Annotated in this window: 24 protein-coding genes and 1 tRNA gene; 13 read left to right on the plus strand and 12 right to left on the minus strand. The window is 67.6% G+C overall.

Translation table 11 applies throughout. The features are described 5' to 3' along the window. Positions 1-218: 218 nt before the first annotated feature. The 5 genes from QWI33_RS20465 to QWI33_RS20485 all read right to left on the minus strand — a co-directional run bounded on the left by QWI33_RS20465 (position 219) and on the right by QWI33_RS20485 (position 3,258). Positions 219-371: a hypothetical protein gene (locus QWI33_RS20465; protein ID WP_289958314.1), complete on the minus strand. Its 153-nt coding sequence runs from the start codon at positions 369-371 to the stop codon at positions 219-221. 101 nt (positions 372-472) lie between these two features. Next, a complete protein-coding gene (locus QWI33_RS20470) occupies positions 473-1,204 on the minus strand; it encodes an Rv2686c family ABC transporter permease subunit (RefSeq protein WP_289958313.1) in 732 nt (243 codons plus the stop codon). Between the two features lies 1 nt (position 1,205). After that, complete coding sequence (locus QWI33_RS20475; protein WP_289958312.1) at positions 1,206-1,919, minus strand: fluoroquinolone export ABC transporter permease subunit; 714 nt, start codon at positions 1,917-1,919, stop codon at positions 1,206-1,208. Continuing rightward, complete coding sequence (locus QWI33_RS20480; RefSeq protein ID WP_289959008.1) at positions 1,916-2,785, minus strand: ABC transporter ATP-binding protein; 870 nt, start codon at positions 2,783-2,785, stop codon at positions 1,916-1,918. Before QWI33_RS20480 ends, QWI33_RS20475 begins: the two co-directional genes overlap by 4 nt. Before the next feature lie 5 nt (positions 2,786-2,790). Next, entirely contained in the window at positions 2,791-3,258 is a 468-nt protein-coding gene (locus tag QWI33_RS20485; protein ID WP_289958310.1) for a GbsR/MarR family transcriptional regulator, read from the minus strand. A 202-nt stretch (positions 3,259-3,460) separates the two neighbouring features. Between QWI33_RS20485 and QWI33_RS20490 the strand changes: the two genes are divergently transcribed. The 11 genes from QWI33_RS20490 (at position 3,461) to QWI33_RS20540 (ending at position 16,540) form a co-directional block, all read left to right on the plus strand. After that, positions 3,461-4,354 (plus strand): alpha/beta fold hydrolase, encoded by an 894-nt coding sequence (locus tag QWI33_RS20490; protein ID WP_289958309.1) that lies wholly within the window; start codon positions 3,461-3,463, stop codon positions 4,352-4,354. A gap of 198 nt (positions 4,355-4,552) precedes the next feature. Continuing rightward, entirely contained in the window at positions 4,553-5,341 is a 789-nt protein-coding gene (locus QWI33_RS20495) for a hypothetical protein (protein ID WP_289958308.1), read from the plus strand. Positions 5,342-5,348: 7 nt separating this feature from the next. After that, on the plus strand, positions 5,349-5,642 hold the full coding sequence (locus QWI33_RS20500; RefSeq protein WP_270110192.1) for a hypothetical protein: 294 nt from the start codon (positions 5,349-5,351) through the stop codon (positions 5,640-5,642). Positions 5,643-5,677: 35 nt separating this feature from the next. Then, positions 5,678-6,637 (plus strand): hypothetical protein, encoded by a 960-nt coding sequence (locus tag QWI33_RS20505; protein WP_289958307.1) that lies wholly within the window; start codon positions 5,678-5,680, stop codon positions 6,635-6,637. A 29-nt stretch (positions 6,638-6,666) separates the two neighbouring features. Further along, positions 6,667-7,950 carry a hypothetical protein gene (locus QWI33_RS20510; protein ID WP_289958306.1) on the plus strand — a complete coding sequence of 428 codons (1,284 nt, stop codon included), beginning with the start codon at positions 6,667-6,669 and terminating at the stop codon, positions 7,948-7,950. Positions 7,951-8,424: 474 nt separating this feature from the next. Then, the gene (gene kdpF, locus QWI33_RS20515) at positions 8,425-8,514 is read left to right on the plus strand and encodes a K(+)-transporting ATPase subunit F (RefSeq protein ID WP_289958305.1); all 90 of its coding nucleotides are present in this window, start codon (positions 8,425-8,427) and stop codon (positions 8,512-8,514) included. Continuing rightward, positions 8,514-10,175, plus strand: coding sequence for a potassium-transporting ATPase subunit KdpA (gene kdpA, locus QWI33_RS20520; protein ID WP_289958304.1), 1,662 nt, complete (start codon positions 8,514-8,516; stop codon positions 10,173-10,175). Before kdpF ends, kdpA begins: the two co-directional genes overlap by 1 nt. Before the next feature lie 20 nt (positions 10,176-10,195). Beyond that, positions 10,196-12,340 carry a potassium-transporting ATPase subunit KdpB gene (gene kdpB, locus QWI33_RS20525; protein ID WP_289958303.1) on the plus strand — a complete coding sequence of 715 codons (2,145 nt, stop codon included), beginning with the start codon at positions 10,196-10,198 and terminating at the stop codon, positions 12,338-12,340. Further along, positions 12,341-13,264: a potassium-transporting ATPase subunit C gene (locus tag QWI33_RS20530; RefSeq protein WP_289958302.1), complete on the plus strand. Its 924-nt coding sequence runs from the start codon at positions 12,341-12,343 to the stop codon at positions 13,262-13,264. 43 nt (positions 13,265-13,307) lie between these two features. Further along, positions 13,308-15,869 (plus strand): sensor histidine kinase, encoded by a 2,562-nt coding sequence (locus QWI33_RS20535; protein WP_289958301.1) that lies wholly within the window; start codon positions 13,308-13,310, stop codon positions 15,867-15,869. Continuing rightward, positions 15,866-16,540, plus strand: a complete 675-nt coding sequence (locus QWI33_RS20540; protein ID WP_353895479.1) for a response regulator — start codon at positions 15,866-15,868, stop codon at positions 16,538-16,540. Before QWI33_RS20535 ends, QWI33_RS20540 begins: the two co-directional genes overlap by 4 nt. A gap of 21 nt (positions 16,541-16,561) precedes the next feature. Here QWI33_RS20540 and QWI33_RS20545 read toward each other — a convergent pair whose 3' ends face one another. The 5 genes from QWI33_RS20545 to QWI33_RS20565 all read right to left on the minus strand — a co-directional run bounded on the left by QWI33_RS20545 (position 16,562) and on the right by QWI33_RS20565 (position 20,991). After that, the gene (locus QWI33_RS20545) at positions 16,562-17,047 is read right to left on the minus strand and encodes a GbsR/MarR family transcriptional regulator (RefSeq protein WP_289958299.1); all 486 of its coding nucleotides are present in this window, start codon (positions 17,045-17,047) and stop codon (positions 16,562-16,564) included. Positions 17,048-17,126: 79 nt separating this feature from the next. Next, entirely contained in the window at positions 17,127-17,660 is a 534-nt protein-coding gene (locus tag QWI33_RS20550; protein WP_289958298.1) for a hypothetical protein, read from the minus strand. Positions 17,661-17,796: 136 nt separating this feature from the next. Next, positions 17,797-19,164, minus strand: a complete 1,368-nt coding sequence (locus tag QWI33_RS20555; RefSeq protein WP_289958297.1) for a TrkH family potassium uptake protein — start codon at positions 19,162-19,164, stop codon at positions 17,797-17,799. Between the two features lie 142 nt (positions 19,165-19,306). After that, positions 19,307-20,467 (minus strand): FAD-dependent monooxygenase, encoded by a 1,161-nt coding sequence (locus QWI33_RS20560; RefSeq protein ID WP_289958296.1) that lies wholly within the window; start codon positions 20,465-20,467, stop codon positions 19,307-19,309. Next, on the minus strand, positions 20,464-20,991 hold the full coding sequence (locus QWI33_RS20565) for a GbsR/MarR family transcriptional regulator (protein WP_289958295.1): 528 nt from the start codon (positions 20,989-20,991) through the stop codon (positions 20,464-20,466). Before QWI33_RS20565 ends, QWI33_RS20560 begins: the two co-directional genes overlap by 4 nt. A 235-nt stretch (positions 20,992-21,226) precedes the next feature. On the opposite strand from QWI33_RS20565, the gene nhaA reads away from it, so the two are divergent. Both nhaA and QWI33_RS20575 read left to right on the plus strand, forming a co-directional pair. Continuing rightward, the gene (nhaA, locus tag QWI33_RS20570; RefSeq protein ID WP_289958294.1) at positions 21,227-22,591 is read left to right on the plus strand and encodes a Na+/H+ antiporter NhaA; all 1,365 of its coding nucleotides are present in this window, start codon (positions 21,227-21,229) and stop codon (positions 22,589-22,591) included. Positions 22,592-22,771: 180 nt separating this feature from the next. Next, complete coding sequence (locus QWI33_RS20575) at positions 22,772-23,104, plus strand: glycine-rich domain-containing protein (protein WP_289958293.1); 333 nt, start codon at positions 22,772-22,774, stop codon at positions 23,102-23,104. 4 nt (positions 23,105-23,108) lie between these two features. On the opposite strand, the gene QWI33_RS20580 is transcribed toward QWI33_RS20575, so the two are convergent. Then, positions 23,109-24,263, minus strand: coding sequence for a hypothetical protein (locus QWI33_RS20580; protein ID WP_289958292.1), 1,155 nt, complete (start codon positions 24,261-24,263; stop codon positions 23,109-23,111). A 73-nt stretch (positions 24,264-24,336) separates the two neighbouring features. Next, positions 24,337-24,410, minus strand: a tRNA-Leu gene (locus tag QWI33_RS20585). Positions 24,411-24,487: the final 77 nt, after the last annotated feature.

Consider the following 24,487-nt stretch of genomic DNA (forward strand, 5'->3'; position numbering starts at 1 on the left):
GTCTGGCTGGCGCTCATTCCACTCGCCGGGGTCGTCGCCGCCGAGATCGCGGCCATGCGGCAGGCCCGATCGAGTTGAGCCCGGGCACAGGGCCGGTGCTAGTGGCTTATCCGGGAACGTTGGGTCGGTAATCGGGGTGGCGGATCTTGGAGTTGATCGCGAATCTGGTTTTGGGCCTGGCGTTCTGGTTGCGCCATCTGACGTAGTCGCCGATGGCTTTAGCCTTGCTCGGCATGGGATCGGTGGTCGGTGCCGTTGAGCGCGACCTCGCGTAGCAGCAGGCGGGTGACCACGAGTTTGGCTGCGCTAACGGCGAGCGCGCAGGCGATCGCGGTGAACGTGATGATCAGCCAGGGGGCGGGGGTGGGCATGTCCACAGCGTAGCGTCGAACGCGACTCGTGCTCAGCCCTTGCGATCCCGGGCCCTGGGGATGGCGGAGGACGGGCGGGAAGCGCCCCGCCCTCCACGGGTTCAGTACTTCTGCGAGGCGAGTCGTTTCAGCAGCCACCAACCGACCACTCCCGCGTAAACGGCTCCCACTACGAGATAGGGCCACGGATTGCCGCCGTCCCAGACTTCCCAGAAGGCCTTGGCAGGCCAGTAGGTCGGGATGATGCCGAAGCCGAGCATCGCCGGGTGGTCGGAGAAGAACGGCACCATGGGGAGGCCGAACAGCAGCATGCCGATCGCGCGGACGATCGCGAGCCCTTCGACCTTGTTGCGCGCCAGTGCGGCTAGGCCGAAGCCGACCATCGCTGCATTGAGTCCGCACAGGACGGTGATCGGGACGGACGCGGCGACGATCGCGGCCGGGACTTGCCCGGTCAACGCCATCGCGGCTATGAGCGAGACCGCGGTAGCGGAGACCGTGGTGGCCGCGCGGTAGAGCGGGTAGCCCATCGGCGGCGCGGGCGTCACCCGCAGGGCCGCGAGGGTCCGCTGATCCTTGTCGTCCATCAGCAGCATCCCGCAGACCGCGCCGAGGACGGCGATCGGTCCGACCACGATGAAGGCACTGAGGATGAGCGGGTAGTACGGGACCAGGTCGAAGCCGTGGTCGCGGTCCAGGTAACGGGTGAACATGGGCAGCAGCCACATCGTGGCCGCGTAGATGAACGGTCCGAAGACGATCCCGGCGAGGAGGCTGTCGCGGCGGATGTTCCGCAGGTCGTTGCGGCCGAAGGTCGATACGGCGCTGGGCATGTCACTCACCGCCTTCGCTGGCGGCGATGTGCCGGTCGAACATCTTGCGAGAGAGGAGACCGAGCGCGGCGAGCACGGCGACCGGGTACGCGAGGGCGTAGAGCCACTGCCAGGCGGCCAGGTCGACCCGGCCGAACGAGTGGCCCATCAGCAGCAGCACCCCCTGGGTCGGGATGAGGTAGGTGATCGGGTGTTCCCACAGGCCCGAGTAGTTGATGAGCGGGACATTGAGGACCGCGAGCACCAGTGTGGACGGGATGATCCACTCGCTGATCGAAGTGAACGGCGTCGCGGAGATGAAACTGCACGTCAGGAACAGCAGTGCGCACAGCACCACGCCGGCCGTGAACGAGAACGGCTCGAAGTCGAGGCCGACGCCTGAGAACGCGATGATCAGCGACAGGAGCAGGCTCAGCGCGGCGAGCGCGGTGAGCTTCGCGGTGTAGTAGGCGCGGAAGCGCAAGGGGGAGACCAGGAGTGCGAAGAGTGTGCGCTCGCCGCGTTCGAAGAACACGGCCCCGGCGATGAAGAAGAACCCGACCAGGGCCAGGTCGCCGAAGATGATGTAGGTCATCGAGGCGGCTTTGAGCTGCCCGGGGATGAGGTAGACGACGACCTCCCAGAGGAGCGCCGAGAACGCCGCCGCGTACAGGAACCCGTACCGCCATTGCAGGCGCACCTCGAGCCGCAGGGCCTGGGTGAGGACGCCGGTCATGACAGCTTCCGTCCGGTGACGTCAATGAAGACGTCCTCCAGGTCGGCCTCCTGGGAGTGCACGGATTCGATCGCGGCGTCGTTCAGCAGCGAGCGGAACGCCTCGTCGCCGCCGAGTCCGTCGAGCGGGAAGTCCTTGGTGGCCAGGTCGTCTGAGTCGCTGGCGCGGTAGGTGACGGTGACTTGGCGCCGACTGCGGGAGAGTTTGTGCTCGGTGGGGGAGGCCAAGGCGGCGATGCGCCCGTCGACGACGAACGCGACCCGGTCGCAAAGTTGGTCGGCGGTGGTCATGTCGTGAGTGGTGAGGAAGACGGTGCGGCCCTCGTCGCGCAGTTCGCCCACGATGTCCTTGACGATGCGGGCGTTGGCGGGGTCCATGCCGGAGGTCGGTTCGTCCAGGAACAGCAGTTGCGGGCGGTGCAGGAGGGCGCGGATGAACACCAGGCGCATCTGCATGCCCTTGGAGTACTTGGCGACGCGGGTGTGGGCGGCGTCGGCGAGCCCGACCCGCTCGAGCAGCGCCATGGGGTCCTCGTTGGGGCCCTTATACAGCGAGGCGAAGAACTGGAGGTTCTCCAAGCCGGTGAGCTTGAGGTAGTGGTTGGGCAGCTCGAAGGAGACCCCGATCCGCTCGTAGTACTCCGATTTCCAGACGGCGGGGTCCTTGCCCCACACCGCGACCGAGCCGCCGTGGCCGGTGAGGAGCCCGGTGAGGATCTTCTGCGTGGTGGACTTGCCGGCGCCGGAGGGGCCGAGGAAGCCGAAGACCTCGCCGGCGTCGACGGTGAAGTCGATGCCGCGCACGGCCGGTTCGGGGGACTTGGGGTAGGTGAAGGTGAGGCCTTCGATGTCGATGACGTGGCTCAACGGGGTCACTGCTTTCGCTGTTCGTGCCAGAGGGTTTCGATGCGTTCGTACTGCTCGGCGAGGAAGGTGTACATCTCCTTGGCCTCCTCGAGGCGCTGACGGGACTCGGGAGGCGCGTCGGCCAGGAGGTCGAGCCCGCGGTCGGTCTGCTTGATCCACTCGCGAGCCTGCTTGGCCTTCTCAGCGGCCTCGTCGAGCCAGAAGCCGGGGCGCAGCCGCCAGTGGGTGCGCCGTGAACCGGGGACGGCGTGGCGCACGACGGCCTTGTTGGCCGCCAGCATCTTCATCGCCATGCTCACCGAGCCGCGGCTGATGTCCAGTTCCTCGGCGAGCTCTTCGGCCGTCTGGTGCGGCGGTTCGCAGACCAGGAGCCAGCCGAGGATGCGCCCGGGGATGCGGGGGAGGCCGTAGTTCTCGAAGTAGAGGCCGATCTCGTCGGCGTAATCGTGACGGCCGGTGCGTTCGCCGCTCATGGCGTCTCCTTTCGGCGGATCATCCCGACAGTACGCTGCTCGGTCAGAAATTTCAATAATGATTGAAAAGTTGAACTGCTAGCTGAGGTGCATGGCCAAAGACGGTCCGTTTGGTGAATTGTTGTACTGCGGTAGGGTCGGGGCTGGTGTGCCGGGAAGTCTGGTCGGCGTGGTTTTCCACTGCCCTACGATCGGAGCCCGCTTGCGCACCCTCTACAAATCGAAGGCCGACCGCGAAGTCGTCGCACGGTGGTGCCGGTCCCGGCTCGACGCCTGGGAGGTGCCGCACCGTCGCGAAACGGTCGATGTCGGTGACGCCCAGGTGCATCTGACCCACGTCGGCGTCGGACCCGCCCGGGTCTTGTTCGTACCGGGCACGAACTTCAACGCCGCCAGCAGCCTCACCATCGCCGAGTCCCTCGCGCGCCGCTGGGGCGTCATTCTCGTCGACCTTCCCGGTCAACCGGGCCTGAGCAGCGGCGAGCGCCCCCGCGCGGCGCATCGGGAATGGTACGGGCGCAAGCTCACCGCGGTCCTTGACGCGATCGACGCCGAACCAGTGACCGCTGTGGGCCACTCGCTGGGCGGCTCGGTCCTGTTGTCGTGCGATTCCGACCGGATCACCGGGCGAGTGCTTCTCGCTCCGGCAGGTGTCGTCCCCCTGCACGTGGACCTGCGCATGATGGTGCCCTCGCTGTGGTGGCTGCTCGCCCCGACCCTCGAACGGACCGAGGCGATGCTGGAAGGTTTCACCGCGCCGGGAACCTCACCGCCGGAGGCGATCGCCCATTGGCTGCATCTGGTCGCGGCTCATTGCCGGTCCACGCTCGCGCCGCCGCCGCTGCCGGAAGAAGTCCTGCTTCGGCATCGCGGCGCACCGCTGATCGTCGCGACCGGCGCCCACGACCGGTTCCTGCCCCGCGCGCGCCTGGGACCCGCGGTCCGGGACAAGCTCGGCGTCGACCTGTACGTCATCGACGACGCCGGACACCTCGCCGCCGACGAACAGCCCGCAGCGGTCACCACGCTCGTAGCCCTCATGCTCGCTGACCCCGACGCCCCTCTGGCTCGCTTCACCCGAAAGGACGACCGGTGACCCGGCACCCGAAACGACCGCAATCCGGCTGCGGATCACGGTCAGCCTGCTCATCATCAAATTCGCCTTCACCGTCCCCGCGCAGCAGGGCCTGGTCAAAACGGCGTCTTCGGGGGCTCGCGCTCTTGGCGGCGGCGCACTCCTCGCCCGCCGCTGCCCGACCGCCCTATCCACCGTCGAACGAAACCTGGAGCATCGATGACCGACATCGACCCCGCACCACCCGCTTACACCAGCGGATGCGGCAACGTCACCGTCGTGGACGGCGGCAGTCCGACCCCGATCGTCCGACTCGCCACGGAGGCCGTGCGGATGCCCGCACGCGATCTGGCCGAACTCATCACGTACACCGCGCGGGACGCCGCCGACGCGTCGCGGTCCGCCGCGGACTCGCTCCCAGGTTCGGCCGTCGATGCGTTGGCTGAACTCAAGGACCTGCGCGACGGCCTGCGGGAGAACGGATTGAACGCCGTCATCGAGCGCAATCGGGCCCGGTTCGGCGCCGACGACGATCTGCCCCCTGAGGACCCGCGGGTCCAGTCGCGGTCAGCGCTCAGCTCCGAATACCCGATCGGCAACCTCGACATGGCGATCGCGATGCTTGAACGATTCCAAGGCGCACAGGGAGGCCGGGCACCCGAGGCCGCGCTCGACGAGTCCATCGGCACTGCCACCAGTCCCGAAGGTGACGTGACGGTCGAGTCCGACGGCGAATACCCGATCGCCCGCCTCCTGCTCGGCATCCACGCCCGCGAGCTCGGCCCGGACGCCCTGGCCCGGGAGATCAACGAGACCACCGCGCGCGCCGCCCAGGACCTGGCGGAGCGTCAGCGTGCGGGCATCGACGCCATGGGGCTCCCGTTGACCATGGACCAGGTCGACGGCATGCCCGCCGAGGCCCGGGCATTTGCGCGCAAATCGATCGGTCAGGCGGCGTTCCTGCGCCAAGACCACGATGAACAGATCCGCCGGCTTCGAGGACAGTGAGGACGACATGCCGAAAGTAGACCCCGAGACCATCCGCCAACTGGGCACCAACATCAAGAGCAACGTCACCCCCACCCTGGAGGAGGCCAACGAGCTCCTGCCGAACCTGCGCGGCATCGACCAGGCGCTGTACACGTCCGTCGACCCCTCGCTCGCCATGGTCTACACCACGGCCGTGAGCTACATGAACGAGATGGTCCAGGGCGCCGCCGAGTGCTTCCAGACCATGAACGACAACCTCGAAGGCTGCGCCACCGCCTGGGAGGACGCCGACGCGGCGGGCGCCGCCGACTTCAAGTGACCACCGCATCCCTCTGAACCGTAAGGAACCGCTCGATGTCAATCGGTGCACCCGAACCCGAGTCCTTCCAGGGCATGATGGACACCTTCGCCGTCATGGCCCCGGCCGCGGCGGTCGAGATCGTCCTGCCCGCCTTCACCTTCGGCCCCTGCTGCACGCAGATCGCCCGCATCATCTACATGAACCAGTGCAACCCCGGCCAGATCATGATGGTCGGCGCCTACTGGTTCCAGCTCGCCGAGAAGTACATCACCGCCGCCCAGGCCCTTCAGGACGAGATCGACGCGATGGACGCCGAATCCTGGGACGGGGACGACTGCCAGGCCTTCATCGACCAGGCCGGAAAAGTCCAGACCCAGCTGTGGACCATCGCCACCTTCGCGATCGAGGTCGGCATCGGCCTGTTCTCCATCGCCGCCCTGCTGGCGGTCATGGTCACCGCTTACACGGCCCTCGCGATGATCCTCATGGCCATGGCGCTGGTGTACTGGCCGCTCCAGGCGTTCCCGCTCACCGCGGCCGCCGCCCAGGCGGTCCGGGCGGCGGCGATGACCGTCGCCGCCACCGGTCTCACCATCCTGAAGGCCCTCGACACCGCGCTCACGGTGCTGGGCAAGGGGCTCGCCGCCGGGATCGGGGCGGGCATGGGCCTCTCCTGGACCGTCCTCGCCACCCAGGGCAACGTGGTCAACCCCCTCGAGCTGGTCGGCCCCACCGCGTTCAACATGGCGCAAGGGCTCGCTCAGTTGGGGCTGCGGAACGCGATGGCGCCCTCGGGCGGCAAGCACGTCGCCCCCGGTTTCGCTCACCTGTTCATGGGCGGCCAGGGCGTCTACAACACCGGGCTCAACGTCAATGACATGGCCCAGGACGGCAGCGTCGACGGTAAGAACGACCCGCGGGCGGAGACCGGCCTCGACCCGGGCAACCTCGACTTCATCCCCACGATCGAGGCCCCCGGGTGGGCCGACGACGACGCCCCCGACTGGGGCTGAACGATTGGACCAAGGGAGACCGGTAGCGCATGAGCACTGACGACCTCATTGGGTGGGTCTTCGGACTGCTCGCCATCGCGCTGCTCGTTTGCTGGCCGGTGCTGCCGGGGACGCGACGCTTCACCGCGTTCAAGACCTTCCCGCCGTTCCGCGCCTGGGCCGCCCGGCCGCATCCCGATGCGGCCGTGGCGGTCCAGGCCGGGCGCCGGATCGACCTGTCACCGAGTGACACCGATGCCGCCAACGCCATGGTGGTGGTCCGCACCGCCTGGGGGAACCAGCACTCACGTGAATGGAACCCCTCGCTCCAAGTCTCACGGCCATTGGTCCCGCTCGTGAGCGTCGACGGCGTTCCGGCCTCATGGGGCTGGGGGACGACCAAGCTCACGCTGCCGCCGGGCGAGCACCTGATCGCGGTCACCAGCAGCCATTCACGCTGCTACAAGACCGTGAACCTCGAACGAGGCCAACGGATCGACCTCGACTACACGAGCGTCATCGGCGCCAGCGCCCACCGCCACTACGAGGCCGGCAACCAGGCCTACGACCTCACGCGGTTCCGCGAGCGGCGACGCGGTCCGGGTAGCACCGGCTGGTACTTCCTGATCGTCCTGGGCGGCATGGCGCTCATGGGCGGTGCGACCGCGGCGGCGCTCGCGAACCCGTCCGGGTTCTCGTCCGCCATCGGCAACACGGCCGTCATCGGCGCCATCGCGGTCGGACTCGGCGTGGGCGTCGCCGTCATCGCCGGATCACTGGCGAAGCAGGCGCGACTGCGCAGGGTCATGGTGGCCGATGCGCCTGCGGATCGGGACCCGCAGGGACTCCGCATCCTCGATGCCGATGCGCCCGAACGGATCGCACCCGCACCGGGATGGGCCGGGCTCGGGCTCCACCTGCGATTCATGATCGACGCGTATCCACCGGAGGTGCTGGCGGCGCTCGCAGGAGGCGGGAAGCTGAGCGTGATGCAGCGGTGGCGGGCGATTCGCATCGGCGAACCCGAAGCACCGGGCTGCAGGCCATGGGTCCCCGCTCCCGAGGTGTTCGTCGACGGCAAGGCGGTGCGGGCGAGTTGGACCCGGATGTGGCTGCAGCTCCAGCCCGGCGAGCACGAACTGGTGGTGCGCGTCGCGGTGCCGCATCGGCAGATCGGCCCGCACACGGTCGTCGACCTGGACAGAGCCGTGTTCCGGCGGACGATCCACCTGACCGCGGGGGAGACCCGCGAGGAAGTCCTCACCGCCGAGATCACCGCGGTGCCGCGCCTCGACCGCCTGGAACTCGCTGAATACCGCGCCCGTCTGCGCTGAGGGGCGCCGGAAGCCCGCCAGAAGTGCGTCGTGTTGGCTGGAGCCGGTCAAGAGCCAGCGGATGACGCGGCTCGGCTCGAGGCTGTGCGCAGTCGCGGTTCCTCGGTGACGAGCGGCCCGCGCGTGGGCCGACGAGGTGAGCAAGTAGGGCCTGTTCGTGCCGTTCGCCATCATCTTCGCGATCGTGTGCGTCGCCGGAGCCGCCCGGGTCGTACCGTGTTTCAGCAGGCAGGGCGTCAAGACCGCGTAAGGATTCACCTCGGCTCGTATGGACGCCGTCAAACACTCTAGGCAATCGAAGCGTGCGGGCGTTCACTCGGATTCGCCGACCTCCATCCCCCGAGTCGGCGACGCGGCAACGGCCGCGCCCCCTGCTTGAAAAGTGAAGGATTCGATGCCCGATCTCGCATATCTCGCCCTGACGGTGGTTTGTTTCGTCGTCCTGGGTCTCATCGTGAAGGCGGTGGAGAAGCTGTGAGCGCCGTCAACGCCATCGGTCTCGTCCTCGCCGTGCTCGTCGGCGCCTACCTGGTGTACGCCCTGCTGAAGCCGGAGAAGTTCTGATGAGCGAGACCACCGCGGGCGTCATCTTCATCGCCGCGATGATCGCGGCCCTCGCCGCAACCTACAAGCCGCTCGGCGATTACATGTACCGGGTCGCCACTCGCGAGCACCACCGGAAGGTCGAGCGCGGGATCTACCGCGTCATCGGCGCGCGGCCCGGCATCGAGCAGAACTGGGCCGGGTACGCGCGCAGCGTCCTGGCGTTCTCGGCCGTCAGTATCGTCTTGCTCTACCTGTTCCAGCGCCTCCAGCACTGGCTGCCGCTCGACAACGGGTTCCCCGGGGTTGAGCCGGGCCTGGCCTGGAACACCGCGGTCAGTTTCACCACGAACACCAACTGGCAGGCCTACTCCGGCGAAGCGACCATGGGGATCCTGATCCAGGCCGCGGGCCTGGCGGTGCAGAACTTCGTGTCGGCCGCGGTGGGCATCGCCGTCGCGGTGGTCCTGGTGCGCGGGTTCGCCCGGAAGGCCACGGACAAGCTCGGGAACTTTTGGGTCGACCTGACGCGGATCGTCCTTTGGGTGCTGCTGCCGATCAGCTTCGTCGCCGCGATCGTGCTCATCGCCGGTGGTGTAGTCCAGAACCTCACCGACGTCACCTCCGCGACCACCGCGGCCGGGGACACGCAGTCGCTCACCGGCGGGCTCGTCGCCAGCCAGGAAGCCATCAAGGACCTGGGCACCAACGGCGGCGGGTACTTCAACGCCAATGCGGCGCATCCGTTCGAGAACCCCACCAGCTGGACGAACTTCCTCATCGTTTACCTGCTGCTGGTGATCCCGTTCTCGCTGCCGCGCACGTTCGGGCGCCTGGTCGGCGACAACCGGCAGGGCTACGCCATCGCAGCGGTCATGGGCGTCCTGGCGATTGTCTCGGTGAACCTAGTCGTCGGTTTCGAGAACCTGGCGAACGGCACCGTGCCGCAGGCCGTGTCCGCAGCGATGGAAGGCAAGGAAGTCCGCTTCGGCGTTCCCGACTCCGGGCTGTTCGCGGCCGCGACCACATTGACCTCCACCGGTTCGGTGAACTCGTTCCACGACTCCTACACCGCGTTCGGCGGCGGCGTCCTCATCCTCAACATGATGCTCGGCGAGGTCGCTCCCGGCGGCGTCGGCGCGGGCCTCTACGGGATGCTCGTCCTCGCCGTGATCACGGTGTTCATCGCCGGCCTCATGGTCGGACGCACGCCGGAATACCTGGGCAAGAAGATCGGCGCCCGCGAGATCAAGCTCGCGAGTCTGTACTTCCTGGTGACGCCGGTACTGCTCCTGGCAGGGGTGGCCGCCTCCATCGCGGTCCCGGAAAACCTCGAGTCCATGCAGGAGGCGGGCCCGCACGGGCTCTCCGAGATGCTGTACGCCTTCGCGTCGGCCTCGAACAACAACGGGTCCGCGTTCGCAGGCTTCGGGGCGAATACGCCCTGGTTCAACACCGCGCTGGGTCTGTGCATGGTGTTCGGCCGGTTCCTGCCGATCATCCTGGTGCTCGCCCTCGCCGGATCGTTCGCGAAGCAGAAGCCCGTCCCGGCCACATCGGGCACCTTTCCCACCCACAAGCCCTTGTTCGTCGGCATGGTCGTCGGCGTGACCCTCGTCCTCGTCGCGCTCACGTTCCTGCCCGTCCTCGCCCTCGGCCCGCTGGCCGAAGGCCTGCAATAGGAGTCGTCGCAATGTCATCAATGGCAACCAAGCCATTCAAGACCGTGGCGCCGCGTAAGAAGGCACAGGCCCCCAACGGCCTGCTCGATCCGAAACAGTGGGTCAAGTCCGCCCCGGCCGCGTTCCGCAAGCTCGATCCGCGCCTGATGTGGCGCAACCCGGTCATGCTCATCGTCGAGATCGGCGCCGCGTTCACCACGGTGCTGGCGATCGTCGACCCGGGCGTGTTCGCCTGGACCATCACCGTGTGGCTGTGGCTGACGGTCCTGTTCGCGAACGCTGCCGAGGCGATCGCCGAAGGCCGCGGCAAGGCCCAGGCCGACAGCCTCCGCAAGGCCAAGACTGACACCGTCGCCCGAAGACTGCAAGTGCAGGACCATCAGATCGACTCCCCCGACGTCGCCACAGTCGACGTGCCCGCCACCGAATTGCACCGAGGCGACCTGGTCTTGGTGGTCGCCGGTGAGACGATTCCGGGGGACGGCGACGTCGTCACGGGCATCGCCAGCGTGGATGAGTCGGCGATCACCGGCGAGTCCGCTCCGGTCATCCGCGAATCGGGCGGCGATCGCTCGGCGGTCATGGGCGGCACGAAGGTCCTCTCGGACTGGATCGTCATCAGAGTCACTGCCGAACCCGGGAAGTCCTTCCTGGACCGGATGATCGCACTGGTCGAAGGTGCTGAGCGGCGCAAGACGCCGAACGAGATCGCGTTGAACATCCTGCTCTCGGCGATGACGCTCATCTTCTTGCTGGCCGTGGTCACCATGCAGCCCGTGGCGATCTTCTCCAAGGACTACATGGTCGCCGCCCCGAACTCTGCCGTCCTCAACGAGGATGGCGTTACGGGAATCGTCCTGATATCGCTACTGGTGTGCCTGATCCCCACCACGATTGGCGCGCTCCTGAGCGCGATCGGCATCGCCGGGATGGACCGGCTCGTGCAGCGCAACGTGCTCGCCATGTCCGGCCGGGCCGTCGAGGCCTCCGGCGATGTCGACACGCTATTGCTCGACAAGACCGGCACCATCACGTACGGCAACCGCCGCGCTTCCGCGTTCCTGGCCGTCCCCGGCATCGCCGGCTCGCATCTGGCCGACGCCGCGCAGTTGTCGAGCTTGGCCGACGAGACGCCGGAGGGCCGCTCGATCGTGGTGTACGCCAAGGAGGGTTACGGGCTTCGGGAACGGGACACCGGCGAGCTCGCCGGCGCCGAGTGGATCGAGTTCACCGCCCAGACCCGCATGAGCGGCGTCGACGTCGACGGCACGCAGATCCGGAAGGGCGCTGCCTCCTCCGTCATCGATTGGGTCAGGAACAACGACGGTGACCCGAATCCGCGCATCGAGGACCTCGTCGACCAGGTCTCCCGCGAGGGCGGGACACCGCTCGTAGTCGCCGAACGGCACGAAGGGTTCCCCGCCGAAGTCCTCGGGGTCGTCTATCTCAAGGACGTGGTCAAGGAGGGCATGGCCGAACGCTTCGCGAGGCTGCGCGCCATGGGTATCCGCACGGTCATGGTCACCGGCGACAACCCGCGTACCGCCAAGGCCATCGCGGCCGAGGCGGGCGTGGACGACTTCCTCGCCGAGGCCAAACCCGAGGACAAGATGGCGCTCATCAAGCGCGAGCAGGAGTCCGGGCGCATGGTCGCCATGACCGGCGACGGCACCAACGACGCCCCCGCGCTCGCGGCGGCCGACGTCGGGGTCGCGATGAACACCGGGACCTCGGCGGCCAAAGAGGCCGGGAACATGGTCGACCTCGACTCCGACCCGACGAAACTCATCGAGATCGTCGCCATTGGCAAGCAGCTCCTCATGACGCGCGGCGCGCTGACGACCTTCTCGATCGCCAACGACATCGCGAAGTACTTCGCGATCATCCCGGCGATCTTCGCCGTGATCTACCCCGGGCTCGACGCGCTCAACATCATGCGCCTCGCCAGCCCGGAATCGGCGATCGTCTCGGCGGTGATCTTCAACGCGCTCATTATCATCGCGCTCGTCCCGCTGGCGCTCAAAGGCGTCGCCTACAAGCCCGGGGCAGCCTCGGCGCTCCTGCGCCGCAACCTCCTGGTCTACGGCCTCGGCGGCATCATCACCCCGTTCATCGGCATCAAACTCATCGACCTCGCGGTCGCGCTCATCCCAGGGATGGCATAAATGGCACGTCTACCTCGCTGGATCACGCAACACCTGGCCGCCCTTCGGACCGTCCTGGTGTTCACCGTCCTTACTGGAATCATGTATCCGCTGGCGGTCCTCGCGGTCGCCCAGATCCCCGGCCTGAACGACAAGGCCGACGGGTCGCTCCTCTACGACGCCGACGGCAATGTGATCGGCTCCTCCCTCATCGGGCAGTCCTACACCGATGAGGAGGGGAACGCGATCCTGGATTACTTCCAGTCGCGCCCGTCCATGGCCGCCGGCGAGACCGGTGACTACGACCCGCTCGTTTCTGGCGCCTCGAACATCGGGCCCGAAAACGTCGTGGACACCCTGCCCGACCCCGCCCTCGGCTGGGACGGCGACGCGAACGCATCGAAGAGCCTGCTCACGAAGGTCTGCGAGCGGTCGTTCGCCATCGGGGAGCGCGAAGGCGTCGACGGCTCGCGGCCGTACTGCGCGCCCTCGGGCGCAAGCGCGGTCGGCGCAGTCCTCGGCGTCTTCTACTCCGAAGGCACCTCGGGTGAGGTGACCCGCGTGGTGAGCCTCAACGAAGCCTGCGGCACGACCGAGGCGCCGTTCCTCCACGAGTACGAAGGCGTGCAGGTCGAATGCGCCGAGTACGGCACCTCCTACGCCGCTGCGGTCATCACTCCGATCGAAGGAGACGCCCCGGCCGAGCCGGCCGTCCCGGCCGACGCGGTGACCGCCTCGGGTTCGGGCTTGGACCCGCACATCAGCCCCGAGTACGCGGAACTGCAGGTCGAGCGGATCGCCGCCGAGCGGGACGCGAGCGCCGAAGACATCGAAGCGTTGGTCGAGGACAGCACCACCGGCCGGTTCCTCGGCTTCATGGGCGAGCCCGCGGTGAACGTCGTCGAGCTCAACCTCGCACTCGACGAACAATTTCCGCTTAACTGAAAGAACAGGGACCACACCGGCCCCGAGAGGATTCATCAGCACTGTGGCTACGACACGTGGACAACTCCGGATCTATCTCGGGGCCGCACCCGGCGTCGGGAAGACCTTCGCCGCGCTCGAAGAGGCCCACCGCCGTGCCGCCCGCGGGACCGACGTCGTCATCGGCTTCGTCGAGACCCACGGGCGGCCCTCGACCGCCGAGCTGATCGGCGACCTCGAGGTGATTCCGCGGCGGACGATCGAGTACCGCGGTTCGTCCTTCGAGGAGTTCGACGTCGACGCCGTCATTGCCCGTGCCCCGGCAGTGGCGCTCGTCGACGAGCTCGCGCACACCAACGTGCCCGGCTCACGCCACGAGAAGCGCTGGCAGGACATCGACGAACTCCTCGAAGCCGGCATCGACGTCATCTCGACGGTCAACGTCCAGCACCTCGAATCCCTCAACGACGTCGTCGCCGCCATCACCGGTGTGCCGCAACGCGAGACCGTCCCGGACGAGGTCGTGCGCCGCGCCGAACAGGTCGAACTCGCCGACATCACCCCCGAGGCACTGCGCCGGCGCATGGTTCACGGCAATATCTACCCGCCGGAGAAAGTGGACGCGGCGTTGTCGAACTACTTCCGCGTCGGCAACCTGACGGCCCTGCGCGAGATCGCGCTGCTGTGGTTGGCCGACAAGGTCGAGGATCAGCTGGAGCAGTACCGGACCGACCAGGACATCACCGACATGTGGGAGTCCAAAGAGCGCGTCGTCGTCGCGCTGTCGGGCGGCGACGAGGGCGACACCCTCATTCGCCGCGCCGCCCGCATCGCCGCCCGCTCAGGCGGTGCGGACCTCAGAGCGGTGTACATCGCTTCGGGCGACGGGCTTACCAGCGCCCGCGCCGCCCGCAACCTCGCCCAGCAGCGGAACCTCGTCGAAGACCTCGGAGGCTCCTACCACCAGGTGGTGGGCGATGCGATCCCTGAAGCGCTGCTGGAGTTCGCGCGCGGGGTGAACGCGACGCAGCTCGTACTCGGGGCCTCCCGGCGCGGGCGCTTCGCGCAGGCGATCTCCCGCGGCGTCGGCGTGACCACGACGGCGAAGTCGGGCCCGATCGACGTCCACCTGGTCACGCACGAGCATGTGGCGAATGTCCGGCGTTCGCGCCCGGGCCGCGGACTCATCGGCACCGGCCGACGCCGCCTCGGCATGCTCCTCGCGGTCGTCGGCATTCCAGCGCTCGTGGCGGCCCTGACCCCATTCCACGAAGAACTCTCGTTGACCACGATGATCCTCATCGTCCTCACCGCCGTCATGGGGCTGACCCTCGCCGGCGGCATGTGGCCCGCCCTCTTGGCCGCGCTGCTGGGGTTCTTCCTGCTGAACTTCTTCTTCACCGTCCCGTACTACACGTTCAAGGTCAACGACCAGGAGCAGCTGATCGCCCTGTTCATCTTCGTCGCGCTGGCGCTCGGCGGGGCTGCGGTCGTGAACCTGTCGGCCGCGCGGGCACGCCTGGCGGCGCGGGCCAGTGCGGAGGCGCAGACCCTCGCCACCCTCGCCGGGAACGTGCTCCGCGGCGGCAACCGCCTCGACGACCTCCTTGAACAACTGCGGGAGACGTTCGGCCTGGACTCGGTGACGCTGCTGGAGCGGACCGAGCCGGGCGCGGGACCCGACGAGCGGCACGAGGCCAAGTCCTGGCGGCCGGTCGCGTGCGCTGGAGAGGCGCGCGCGAATCCCGGCGACGCGGACAACGACATCCCCATCAACGACGATCTCGCGCTCGCGCTGCAGGGGCACATGCTCGAGGCGGCGGACCGGCGAATCGCGCAGGCGTTCGCCATGCATGCGGCCGCCGCGCTGGAGCGCGAGCGTCTGGAGCATCAGGCCAAGGCGGTGCAGCGGCTGACGGACGCGGACAAGCTGCGGACCGCGCTGCTGGCAGCGGTCTCGCACGATCTCAGGACGCCACTCGCGTCGGTGCGTGTCGCGGTCTCCAGCCTGAAAGCCAGCGAGAATCTGTTCACACCCGCAGAGCGGCAGGAGCTACTGGACTCTGCCGAGCAGTCACTGGCGCAGCTGACGAGCCTGGTGGACAACCTGCTGGACATGAGTCGCCTCCAGGCGGGCGTGCTCGGTGCGAACTCGGTGCCGATCGCACTCGACGAAGCAGTGCCGACCGCCTTGGACGAACTGGGCGAGCAGGCTGCTGACGTGCGGCTCAACATCCCCGTGGACCTGCCCGAAGTAGCGGCCGATCCGGGCCTCTTGCAGCGGATCCTGGTGAACGTCATCGCCAACGCCCTGCGGTTCAGTCCGGAGGACCAGCCGCCGCAGCTGGTGGCGGGCGCGCATGGGCGAACGGTGGAACTGCGGGTGATCGACCGGGGCCCGGGCGTCCCCGACGAGGACCACGAGACGATGTTCCGCCCGTTCCAGCGACTCGGCGACCGCGACAACACGACCGGAGTCGGACTAGGACTCGCGCTCTCGCGGGGCCTGGCCGAGGCCATGGGCGGCACACTCCTGCCCGAGGCGACCCCCGGCGGAGGCCTGACGATGGTGCTGGCGCTGCTACGACTCGAGGACCACCGCGAGAACGAGAGCGGGGACAAATGATCAGGGTGCTGGTAGTCGACGACGAGCCGCAGATCCTCCGGGCGCTGCGCATCAACCTGACCGCCCACGGCTACGAGGTGGCCACTGCCGATACCGGCACCGAAGCACTGCGCAAGGGCGCGGAGGTCAAACCGGATCTCATCCTGCTCGACCTCGGACTGCCCGATATGGACGGTCGGGAGGTGGTCGAGGGCGTGCGCGTCTGGTCCAAGACGCCGATCTTCATCCTGTCGGGCCGCGCGGCCAGCGCCGAGAAGATCGCCGCCCTGGACGCGGGCGCGGACGACTACGTGACGAAACCGTTCGACATCGGCGAACTCCTCGCGCGTGTACGCGCCGCGACGCGACGCGTGGGCCCTGGCAACGAATCGCCGATCACGGTGATCGGTTCGGCCACTGTCGATATCGCCGCAAAGAGGGTCGACCGTGAAGGGGAGGAGATCCACCTGACCCGCACCGAGTGGCAGATCCTGCAGATCCTGCTGCGCAATCCGGGGAAGCTCGTCAGTCAGCACGAACTGCTCCACCGGGTCTGGGGTCCGAAGTACGACACCGAGACCCACTATCTGCGCCAGTACATGGCCCAGCTCCGCCGCAAACTGGAAGCCAATCCTCCCAGGCCGGTGCACTTCCTGACCGAGCCGGGCATGGGCTACCGCTTCCGCCCCTAGAGGACACAGAGACTCAGTCGCTCAGGCTCGCTCGGTCTCCCAGCGGTCCATGAGCGCGGGGAGCTCCTTGGCGAGCCAGGAGAAGAACTCGTGCATGTCGCGCAGGCGCTCGCTCCGCTCGGGCGGTGCGTCCTCGAACAGGGCGAGGCCGCGGGCAGTCACCTGGGTGAAGACCGCGTACTGGCCGCTCTGCTGCTTGATCAGGTCGGCCATCGCGCCGGATCGGATGGTGTAGAAGTCGCCGCGCACTCCCGGTTTGGAGGTCTTGCCGACCCACCCTGCGGTGGTCAGAAATTTCAATGCGGTGGAAATTGAACCTTTGGATGCCTGGAGGGCCTCGGCGATCTGCCCGAACGTCTGAGCGGGTGGGTCGCACACCAGGAGCCAGGCCATGACACGGCCGGTCATGCGGACCAGCCCGAGGCGTTCCATGGCGAGTGCGAAGTCCTCGACGAACGCGAGTGTCTGGGGGTCGGCGCCGGTGGCCGCTTGGTCGGGGTCGGACATGGGTTCAGTATCCCTTCCTTCATCGGTGAACGTGAAAAGCGGGGTGAACCGGCTTGCGGGTTCACCCCGCTCGGGCGCTTCAAGCCTCGGCCGCCTGCTTCTCGACGTTCCGATCCGGGTAGAGCGGGATCTTGCGCCACTTGGCGAAACCTATGGTGAGGGCGTTGATGACCAGGAGGGCGATGGCGTAGATCGGGACGACGTGCATGAAGCCGGCGAAGTCGGTGTTGACCCACACCCAGGCGGCCTTGTAGGCGACGCCGACGTTGACGACCCACAAGCCGATCCCGATCGAGTGGCGCCAGAAGGCCCACACGAGGCCGCCGAGGAAGATCGGGATAGTGCCGAGGCTGATCACGGTCTGCCAGCTGGGCTGGGCGAACAGCTCGGCCTCCATGTCGAGGATGGCCTGTGCGGCCGGGTCCACTTCGGCCGGTTCCGGGAACCAGAAGAAGCTCGAGAGCATTGCGACTATCGAGAGGCTCATCCACCAGCCTTGGCGGCGCCAGGCGAAGAGCGCGATGGGGATGAAGAACAGCGGGCGGATGTACCAGCTGATGGGGTTGAGGTGGCGGGGCCAGGCCCATTCGAAGAACTCGGTGACCAGTTCCATGACGTGCTCCTTCCGGGGAACCGCACTCACGAAGTTCCGCAAGTACAATAAGTTCAGTAAATATTGAACTTACAGAACCGTCAAGAAATCATTCATGGAGTGTGGGTGCGGTCACGCGAGCGCATGGGTCCGACGCCTAGCCGACCAGCGGGCGCTCCTCGGGGAAGGAGTAGAGACGGTGCCGACTGCGCAGCGCGAGCGCGGTCGCGAGCGAGACGATGCCGACCCTGCCGGCGAACATGAGAACGATCATCACCAGTTGGCTGAACGGCGGCAGCGCGGCGGTGATGCCGGTCGACAGGCCCACGGTCGCGAACGCCGAGATCGACTCGAACAGCACCTGATCCAAGGAGAACTCGGTCTCGATCATGACCAGCGCGGTCCCGACCGCGACGATCGCGACGCCCAAGAGTGCCACGGTCAGTGCCTGGCGCTGTGTCGAACCGGGGATCTTGCGGCCGAACACCGCGACGTCGGGTTCGCCCCGGATCTCCGACCAGATGACCACCGCCAGCAGCACGAATGTGGTGACCTTGATGCCGCCGGCGGTGCTGGAGGAGCCGCCGCCGATGAACATCAGTGCGTCGGTGACCATCCACGTCTCATGTGTCAGGTCGGCCATCGGGAGGTTGTTGAAGCCCGCCGTGCGGGGCATGGCGCCCGCGACGAACGCCGCCCAGAGCTTCTCGCCGACGTTCATCGGCCCGAGCGTGGCCGGGTTGGTCCACTCGAAGACCGCGTAGGCGGCGAAGCCCACGGCCAAGAGGACCCCGGTGGTCACCATCGTCAGTTTGGTGTGCACCGACCAGCCCGGGATGGGTCGGCGGCGCCGGTCGCCGCGCATCGCGCGCGTCAGGCGGGATTTGCGCAGCACTTCCACGATCACGGGAAATCCGATGCCGCCGATGATCAATGCCGCGGTCACCGGGGCCGTCACGAACGGATCGGTCACCCACTGCATGAGGCTGTCGGCCTCGAGGCCGAACCCGGCGTTGTTGAACGAGGAGACCGAGTGGAAGACCCCGTACCACAGCGCCTTCCCGACCGGGAAGTCGTAGTAGTAGCGGAACCGCAGGAACAACGCCAATGCCACGACCGCCTCGACGGACACGGTGATCACTGCGACTCGCCGCACGACCGCGCCGATGTCGCCCAGGCTCAACGCCTGGTTCTCGCTCGCCGCCAGCAGGCGGTTGCTCAACCGCATCCGCCCCACGGTCAGAATTCCCAACAAGGTCGCGGCCGTGATGATGCCGAAACCGCCGACTTGGATGAGCACCGTGATGACGGCTTCGCCGAATCCGGACCAGTAGGTCGAGGTGTCGACGACGACCAGCCCGGTCACGCACACCGCCGACACCGACGTGAACAGCGCCGTCAACGGCGGCGCGGCCTCCGGGGTCTCGGTGGACACCGGCAGCATGAGCAGTCCCGCCCCAGCGAGGATGAACGCCAGGAAGGCCAGGGGCACCAGTCGCGCCGGATGTCGCAGAGCTCGTCTCACAAGCGCTGATTATGCTCGGCCGCCTTTTCCCTGACGCGCGAACCGTGATGACGTAAACCACCAGCTAGATGCAGTCGGCGCGCTTGGATATGCCGCCGAGGGGAAGCGTCAAGAAAACATATGGATTTACGAAGGTCCGGTGTTAGCGGCCGGGCAGGGCGGGAGGCTGCCAACCCCAGAGGCGATCGAGCGCCTGCGCAGAGACCTTGGCGAACACCGCCGGCGTCATGAGCCGCAACGTCAGTGACAGAAGGCGCCGGTTCAGCGCGCTGCCCATGAGCGCGTCGTGGCCGTTCTTATGGGCGGCTTTCGCTACCCACTGCGCGCGCGGTCGCCGTTCCCGGTCATATCGCGCGAGCGCCGTTACCGCATCGCGGGTCTCGGCGAGGGCCGCGGCCAGTACGACGGCGTCCTCGATCGCCATGCCCGCACCCTGACCCAGATCCGGACTCATCGGATGCGCCGCATCGCCCAGCAACGCGATGCGGCCGTTCACGAAAGTCGGCAAGGGGGCATGGTCGAGATCGGTGATGTCGTGGTGCAGCACCCGATCGACCGGCGTCGCGTCCAGGAGTCCGTGGACCAGGCCATGCCAGTCGGCGACCCGCTCGCGGACCGCTTCCCGCTCGTCCGGATACCGGACACGGGGGGCCTCCGCCTGGGCGCCGAGCGCCCAGTAGACCCGGCTCCGGGTCAGCGGCATCGTCAAGAAGTACCGGTCCGCGCCGAGGGTCATGCATCCCTCATTCGCGGCCAGGTCGAGGTCGGCGATGCCGCGCCAGACGGTGTAGTTCCAGAACGCGGGATCGGGCGTGTCCGGCCACAGGAGTCTGCGGGCGGTGCTGTGGACGCCGTCAGCGGCGACGACCAGGTCGGCGCTGAACGTCTCGGACTCGGTCTGGACTTCGGCCTGCTCCGCGTTCTGCGCGAAGCCGGTCACTTTCATTCCTGTCCGGATCGACTCCGGCGGAACGGCATCGCGGAGTACGCCATGCAGGTCCGCGCGATGGAAGCCCAGCAGCGGATGCGGGCCCCCCGAGGGGGCGCGCATCAGATGACCGCCTGAGGGGTCGCGGAGGTTGGTCGTGGCGAAGAACGGCGTCCCCGCTGCACGCGCCCGGTCACCGACACCGAGCGCGTCCAACGCGCGCAGGGCGTTGGGCGCCTGCGACATCCCGGCCCCGATCTCGCCCACTTCGGGCGAGCGCTCCAGCACGGTCACGTCCCAGCCGATGCGGCGCAGGCCGATCGCAGCGGCCAGCCCGCCGATGCCCGCTCCAACGACAATTGCCGAACCGCTCATCGCTTGTCTCCCTTGCGCTCAGGTGGCGGGGCTTGTTCGAAGACCTCGGCCATCCAGTCGAAAACGTTCTGCGCTTCGCGCACGCGGTCGGCGCGTGTGCTTTCAGTGCCCAGTAGTGTCAGGCCGTCGGCGGCGACCTCGCGGAATGACACGAGTGAGGCGATCTGGCGGCGCACCACCGTTTCCCAAGCGCCGTCCCTGAGTCGGTAGTAGCCCGTGCGTTCGCCCGGCCGCGTCCGCCGCTCGATGAATCCGACGGTCATCAGCACGCGCATGTTCGTCGTCAGTGATGCCCGGCTGGCCCCGATCGCCTCGCTGATCTGGCCGGCCGACTGCTCGGCGGGCTCGCAGACCATCAGCCAGCCGAGCACCCGTCCCGCGATTGGCGGCACTCCGTCGTTCGCGAGGAACATCGCGACCCGCTCAACCCAGTCGAGCAGCTCATCATGCGAGGGCGCATCACCCTCGGAGGGCTGCTTCAAAGACGATTCACTACTTACATCATGTGCCATGAATTTCAGCATAAACTGTAATTCGGATTGACACAAGAACCCCCGCCCGAGCGGGCCCGCTACCGGCTCGGGGCCAAGCGCTTCTGCCGATGCCGCTGATGCGCAGCGCGATGGAGTAATCCCACGCGATACCACCGGTAACCGACGGTGTCGGGGCGGCGATGCGTCTGGGGTAGGGTGTGGCCTGGTGTGCCGGGAAGTCTGGTCGGCGGGAAATGATCCTGCCCTCTGATCGGAGTTCCTGCCCGTGCAGTCCACGAAAGAGCCCTGGACCTCGCCGTTGTGGCGTTCGCGCCCGGCGTTCCTCTATTCCAGCAAGCCGCTCGCCCGTTTCGTCGGGCGCCCGGCCGCCGCGTTCCTCCATATCGAGCCCGCTTCGGGGATCGTGCTGCTGGCGTGCGCGGTCATCGCGATGGTCTGGGCGAACTCGCCGTGGGCCGCCTCGTACGAGTGGTTGTGGGGCCTGGACATCAGCCTGCACATCGGCGGTTTCGAGCTGTACCACTCGCTGCGCGACTGGATCAACGACGGGCTCATGGCGATCTTCTTCTTCGTGGTGGGCATGGAGATCAAGAGCGAGATCGTCTCCGGTGAACTGCGGAGCCTCCGCAACGCGGTCGCCCCGATCGCGGGCGCGATCGGCGGCATGGCCGTCCCCGCGATCATCTACGCGGCGTTCAACGCCGGCGGCGCGGGCGCCGGCGGCTGGGGTGTCCCGATGGCCACCGACATCGCGTTCGCCGTCGGTGTTCTCGCCCTGTTCGGATCCCGGATCCCCGCGGCGGCAAGGGTGTTCCTCCTTACGCTCGCAATTGTGGACGACCTGGGCGCGATCGCGGTGATCGCTGTGTTCTACACCGAGGAGGTCTCGATGGGCTGGCTCGCCGCGGCCGGGGTCATCCTGGTGATCGCGATCGGGCTGCGCCTGCTCAACGTCTGGTCCGCGCCGGTCTACCTCGTCGTCGGCACCGCGCTGTGGTTGGCGATGCTCGAATCCGGTGTCCACGCCACCATCGCGGGCGTCATCATGGGCCTGATCATCGCCGCCAAGCCCCTGTTCGATCCGGCCGCCGCGCACGCCCGGGCCCAGGAGCTGGCCAAGGAAGGGCTCACGGCAGAGGAGACCGAGCAGGTCGTGCGGTTGCGCCGCGACGCGCTCGCGCCGACCGACCGGCTCCAGGCGGCCAACCACCCGTTCTCCTCGTTCGTGGTGCTCCCGCTGTTCGCGCTCGCCAACGCCGGGGTGGTGCTCTCAGGCGACCTGCTCGCCACGGCCGCGACGTCGGCGGTCACCCTCGGCATCGTCCTCGGGCTCGTGCTGGGCAAGACGGTCGGCATCACGCTCGCGACGTGGATCGCGGTGAAGACGGGCGCGGGCCGCCTGCCGACCGGCACGAGCTGGCCGCTGCTGGTCGGCATCGCGGCGGTCGCCGGGATCGGGTTCACGGTGGCGCTGTTCATCACCGAGCTCGCCTTCCGCGGTGAAGGCACCGAGCTGCTGACTGCCGAGGCGAAGATCGGCGTGCTCGCCGGGTCCCTCATCGCCGCGCTCCTGGGCGCCGGGCTCGTCGCCCTCACTGCTCCGAAAGCCCAACGTACGCAAGCTACGTGACCGAATAGCAGCTCCGCTTGACAGGTCCTGACCGGACGACAATCCCGAGGAGCGAACCAGTCGCCCACGTTACGGTTGAGGGGAGCATGAGGAGGCCGAGATGTTCCTGAAACGACGCCCCCGCAGACCGGCCGGGAGCTCATCGATCCGGCACTGTTCGAGCGGCTGTGCCGCAGGATCGTGCTCGACTACGGTCGGGACGAACGCACTGCCGCGCGAATCATGGACCAGGCGCTGGCGTTCGTCGCCGCGTGCGCGAACGCGCCCCGGCCGCTCGCGCCCTCGGCGGAGGTCGACCTCGGTTGGCACACGTTCCTCTTGTACACCAACGAGTACGCCGACTTCTGCGAGCGCATCGGGGGCCGGTTCATCCACCACCGCCCCGATGACGATCCGACCGCACCGGTCGGGGCCGAACCGCCTGCGGCCACGGCCGCGATGATCGGACGACTGGGCTTCCAAGTCGACCTCGCGCTTTGGGCTGCGCCGAGCCGCCCCGGCGCAGAGGGCTGAGGGCTCATACGCCGCCGCAGCCACCGGCATCCCCGCCGCCGCCGACGCCTCCGCTTCCATACCACACATGGCTCGTCGGCTGCGGCTCGATTCCTGAAGAGCGCGTTCCGCGGCCGTTCCAGCCGTAGGCGACTTCGAAGTCATACCCGTAGAACGCCTTCCAGAGAGAGGCGAAGCCGCTCGGCAGATCGTGCTCCGCGTCGAGATCCTTCCAGAGTTCGGCGAGCTCCCGATCGCAGTGCTCGACGGAGGCCCGGTCCCAGACCACTTCGAGGGTCTCCCCGCTCGCTTCGGTCGTCAGGTGCCGCCGGCCTAGGTCAGGCAGGTGCACGAGCTGGTGAGCGTCCCCCATGTAGTCCACTTCCGAAGCGTCCCAGTACTTCGGTATCGGGCGGTCCGGCAACGCGTCCACATGGTAGACGTGAATTCGGTGTCCGTCGTTGACGACCAGCCAGACGCGTTGGTTCGCCCACCGCAGCAGCCGCTCCGAGGGGTCGGCTAGAGAGGCGGGCGCCCCGCACCGGGCGTCCTCGATGTCTTCGAGCACTGGCGCATACGCATCGCCGGCCTCGTTCAACCGCTCCATCGCGCGGCGCTGCGCGGGGACCGCTCTCGCGATGCGGTCCGCATGCGAAGGCTTCCGATAATCGAGCAGTGCGGCTTCTGCGGCCCATTCACTTAGGTCCGCCAAAATCTGACGCTCCTGAGACAGGTACTCCTCGGCGGCCGAGAGCCAGCCCCGCAATCGCTCGATCGGTTGCGGCAACCAGCCAGTGAAGCGAGGTCGCAGACCGAAGGGCTCGCGCCTCAGGAGATCGTCCGCGTCGTGCGAGCGCTCGATCGGAACCTGCGGGAACGGGATCCCGAAGAGGATGGGCCGACGCGACTCGGCAAGCACGCTACGGCAGCACCAGCGAGTGTTGACTTCGAAATACATCACATAGACAATGGGATGGCGTGACTTGAGATGCCACTTGGTGGTGGCGCGGCCGGCGTACCAGCTGCCCTCGATGAGGCGTGCCTCCGGCCCTTCGAGCGTTTCGCGAAGGAGCGGCAGGTCACTCATGAACTGGTCGGGGCTGCTCGGAAGATACGAGGGGAACCCGCAGAGATCGCGGCGTCGCTTCCGGGAGAGACGCAGGGCGAGGGGGGCGTTCATACCGTAAGCATGGCAGCGCCGCAAGGAGAACGGGTCCCCAACGGCCACCTACGGAAACGCAGTAAACGTAGGGTGCCCTACCTGGGATTCGAACCCAGACTGTGCGGGTTTTGAGTCCGCTCTCTCTGCCAGTTGGAGTAGTAGGGCCGTACCGGTGGTCTGGCCGGAAGCGATGCTACCTACAGACCACGGAGGTTCGGAAGGGTCTGGTGGCGGTCGTGGCC

This window comes from Glycomyces tritici, from assembly GCF_030403505.1.

Coding starts and splice junctions, on each gene's coding strand:
- QWI33_RS20550 (WP_289958298.1), bottom strand. CDS start 17,660: ATGGAACTGGTCACCGAGTTCTTCGAATGGGCCTGGCCCCGCCACCTC.
- kdpB (WP_289958303.1), top strand. CDS start 10,196: ATGGCAACCAAGCCATTCAAGACCGTGGCGCCGCGTAAGAAGGCACAG.
- QWI33_RS20580 (WP_289958292.1), bottom strand. CDS start 24,263: ATGAACGCCCCCCTCGCCCTGCGTCTCTCCCGGAAGCGACGCCGCGAT.
- QWI33_RS20565 (WP_289958295.1), bottom strand. CDS start 20,991: ATGCTGAAATTCATGGCACATGATGTAAGTAGTGAATCGTCTTTGAAG.
- QWI33_RS20475 (WP_289958312.1), bottom strand. CDS start 1,919: ATGACCGGCGTCCTCACCCAGGCCCTGCGGCTCGAGGTGCGCCTGCAA.
- QWI33_RS20510 (WP_289958306.1), top strand. CDS start 6,667: ATGAGCACTGACGACCTCATTGGGTGGGTCTTCGGACTGCTCGCCATC.
- kdpA (WP_289958304.1), top strand. CDS start 8,514: ATGAGCGAGACCACCGCGGGCGTCATCTTCATCGCCGCGATGATCGCG.
- QWI33_RS20530 (WP_289958302.1), top strand. CDS start 12,341: ATGGCACGTCTACCTCGCTGGATCACGCAACACCTGGCCGCCCTTCGG.
- QWI33_RS20485 (WP_289958310.1), bottom strand. CDS start 3,258: ATGAGCGGCGAACGCACCGGCCGTCACGATTACGCCGACGAGATCGGC.
- QWI33_RS20470 (WP_289958313.1), bottom strand. CDS start 1,204: ATGCCCAGCGCCGTATCGACCTTCGGCCGCAACGACCTGCGGAACATC.
- QWI33_RS20540 (WP_353895479.1), top strand. CDS start 15,866: ATGATCAGGGTGCTGGTAGTCGACGACGAGCCGCAGATCCTCCGGGCG.
- QWI33_RS20500 (WP_270110192.1), top strand. CDS start 5,349: ATGCCGAAAGTAGACCCCGAGACCATCCGCCAACTGGGCACCAACATC.
- QWI33_RS20505 (WP_289958307.1), top strand. CDS start 5,678: ATGTCAATCGGTGCACCCGAACCCGAGTCCTTCCAGGGCATGATGGAC.
- QWI33_RS20495 (WP_289958308.1), top strand. CDS start 4,553: ATGACCGACATCGACCCCGCACCACCCGCTTACACCAGCGGATGCGGC.
- QWI33_RS20465 (WP_289958314.1), bottom strand. CDS start 371: ATGCCCACCCCCGCCCCCTGGCTGATCATCACGTTCACCGCGATCGCC.
- QWI33_RS20545 (WP_289958299.1), bottom strand. CDS start 17,047: ATGTCCGACCCCGACCAAGCGGCCACCGGCGCCGACCCCCAGACACTC.
- QWI33_RS20560 (WP_289958296.1), bottom strand. CDS start 20,467: ATGAGCGGTTCGGCAATTGTCGTTGGAGCGGGCATCGGCGGGCTGGCC.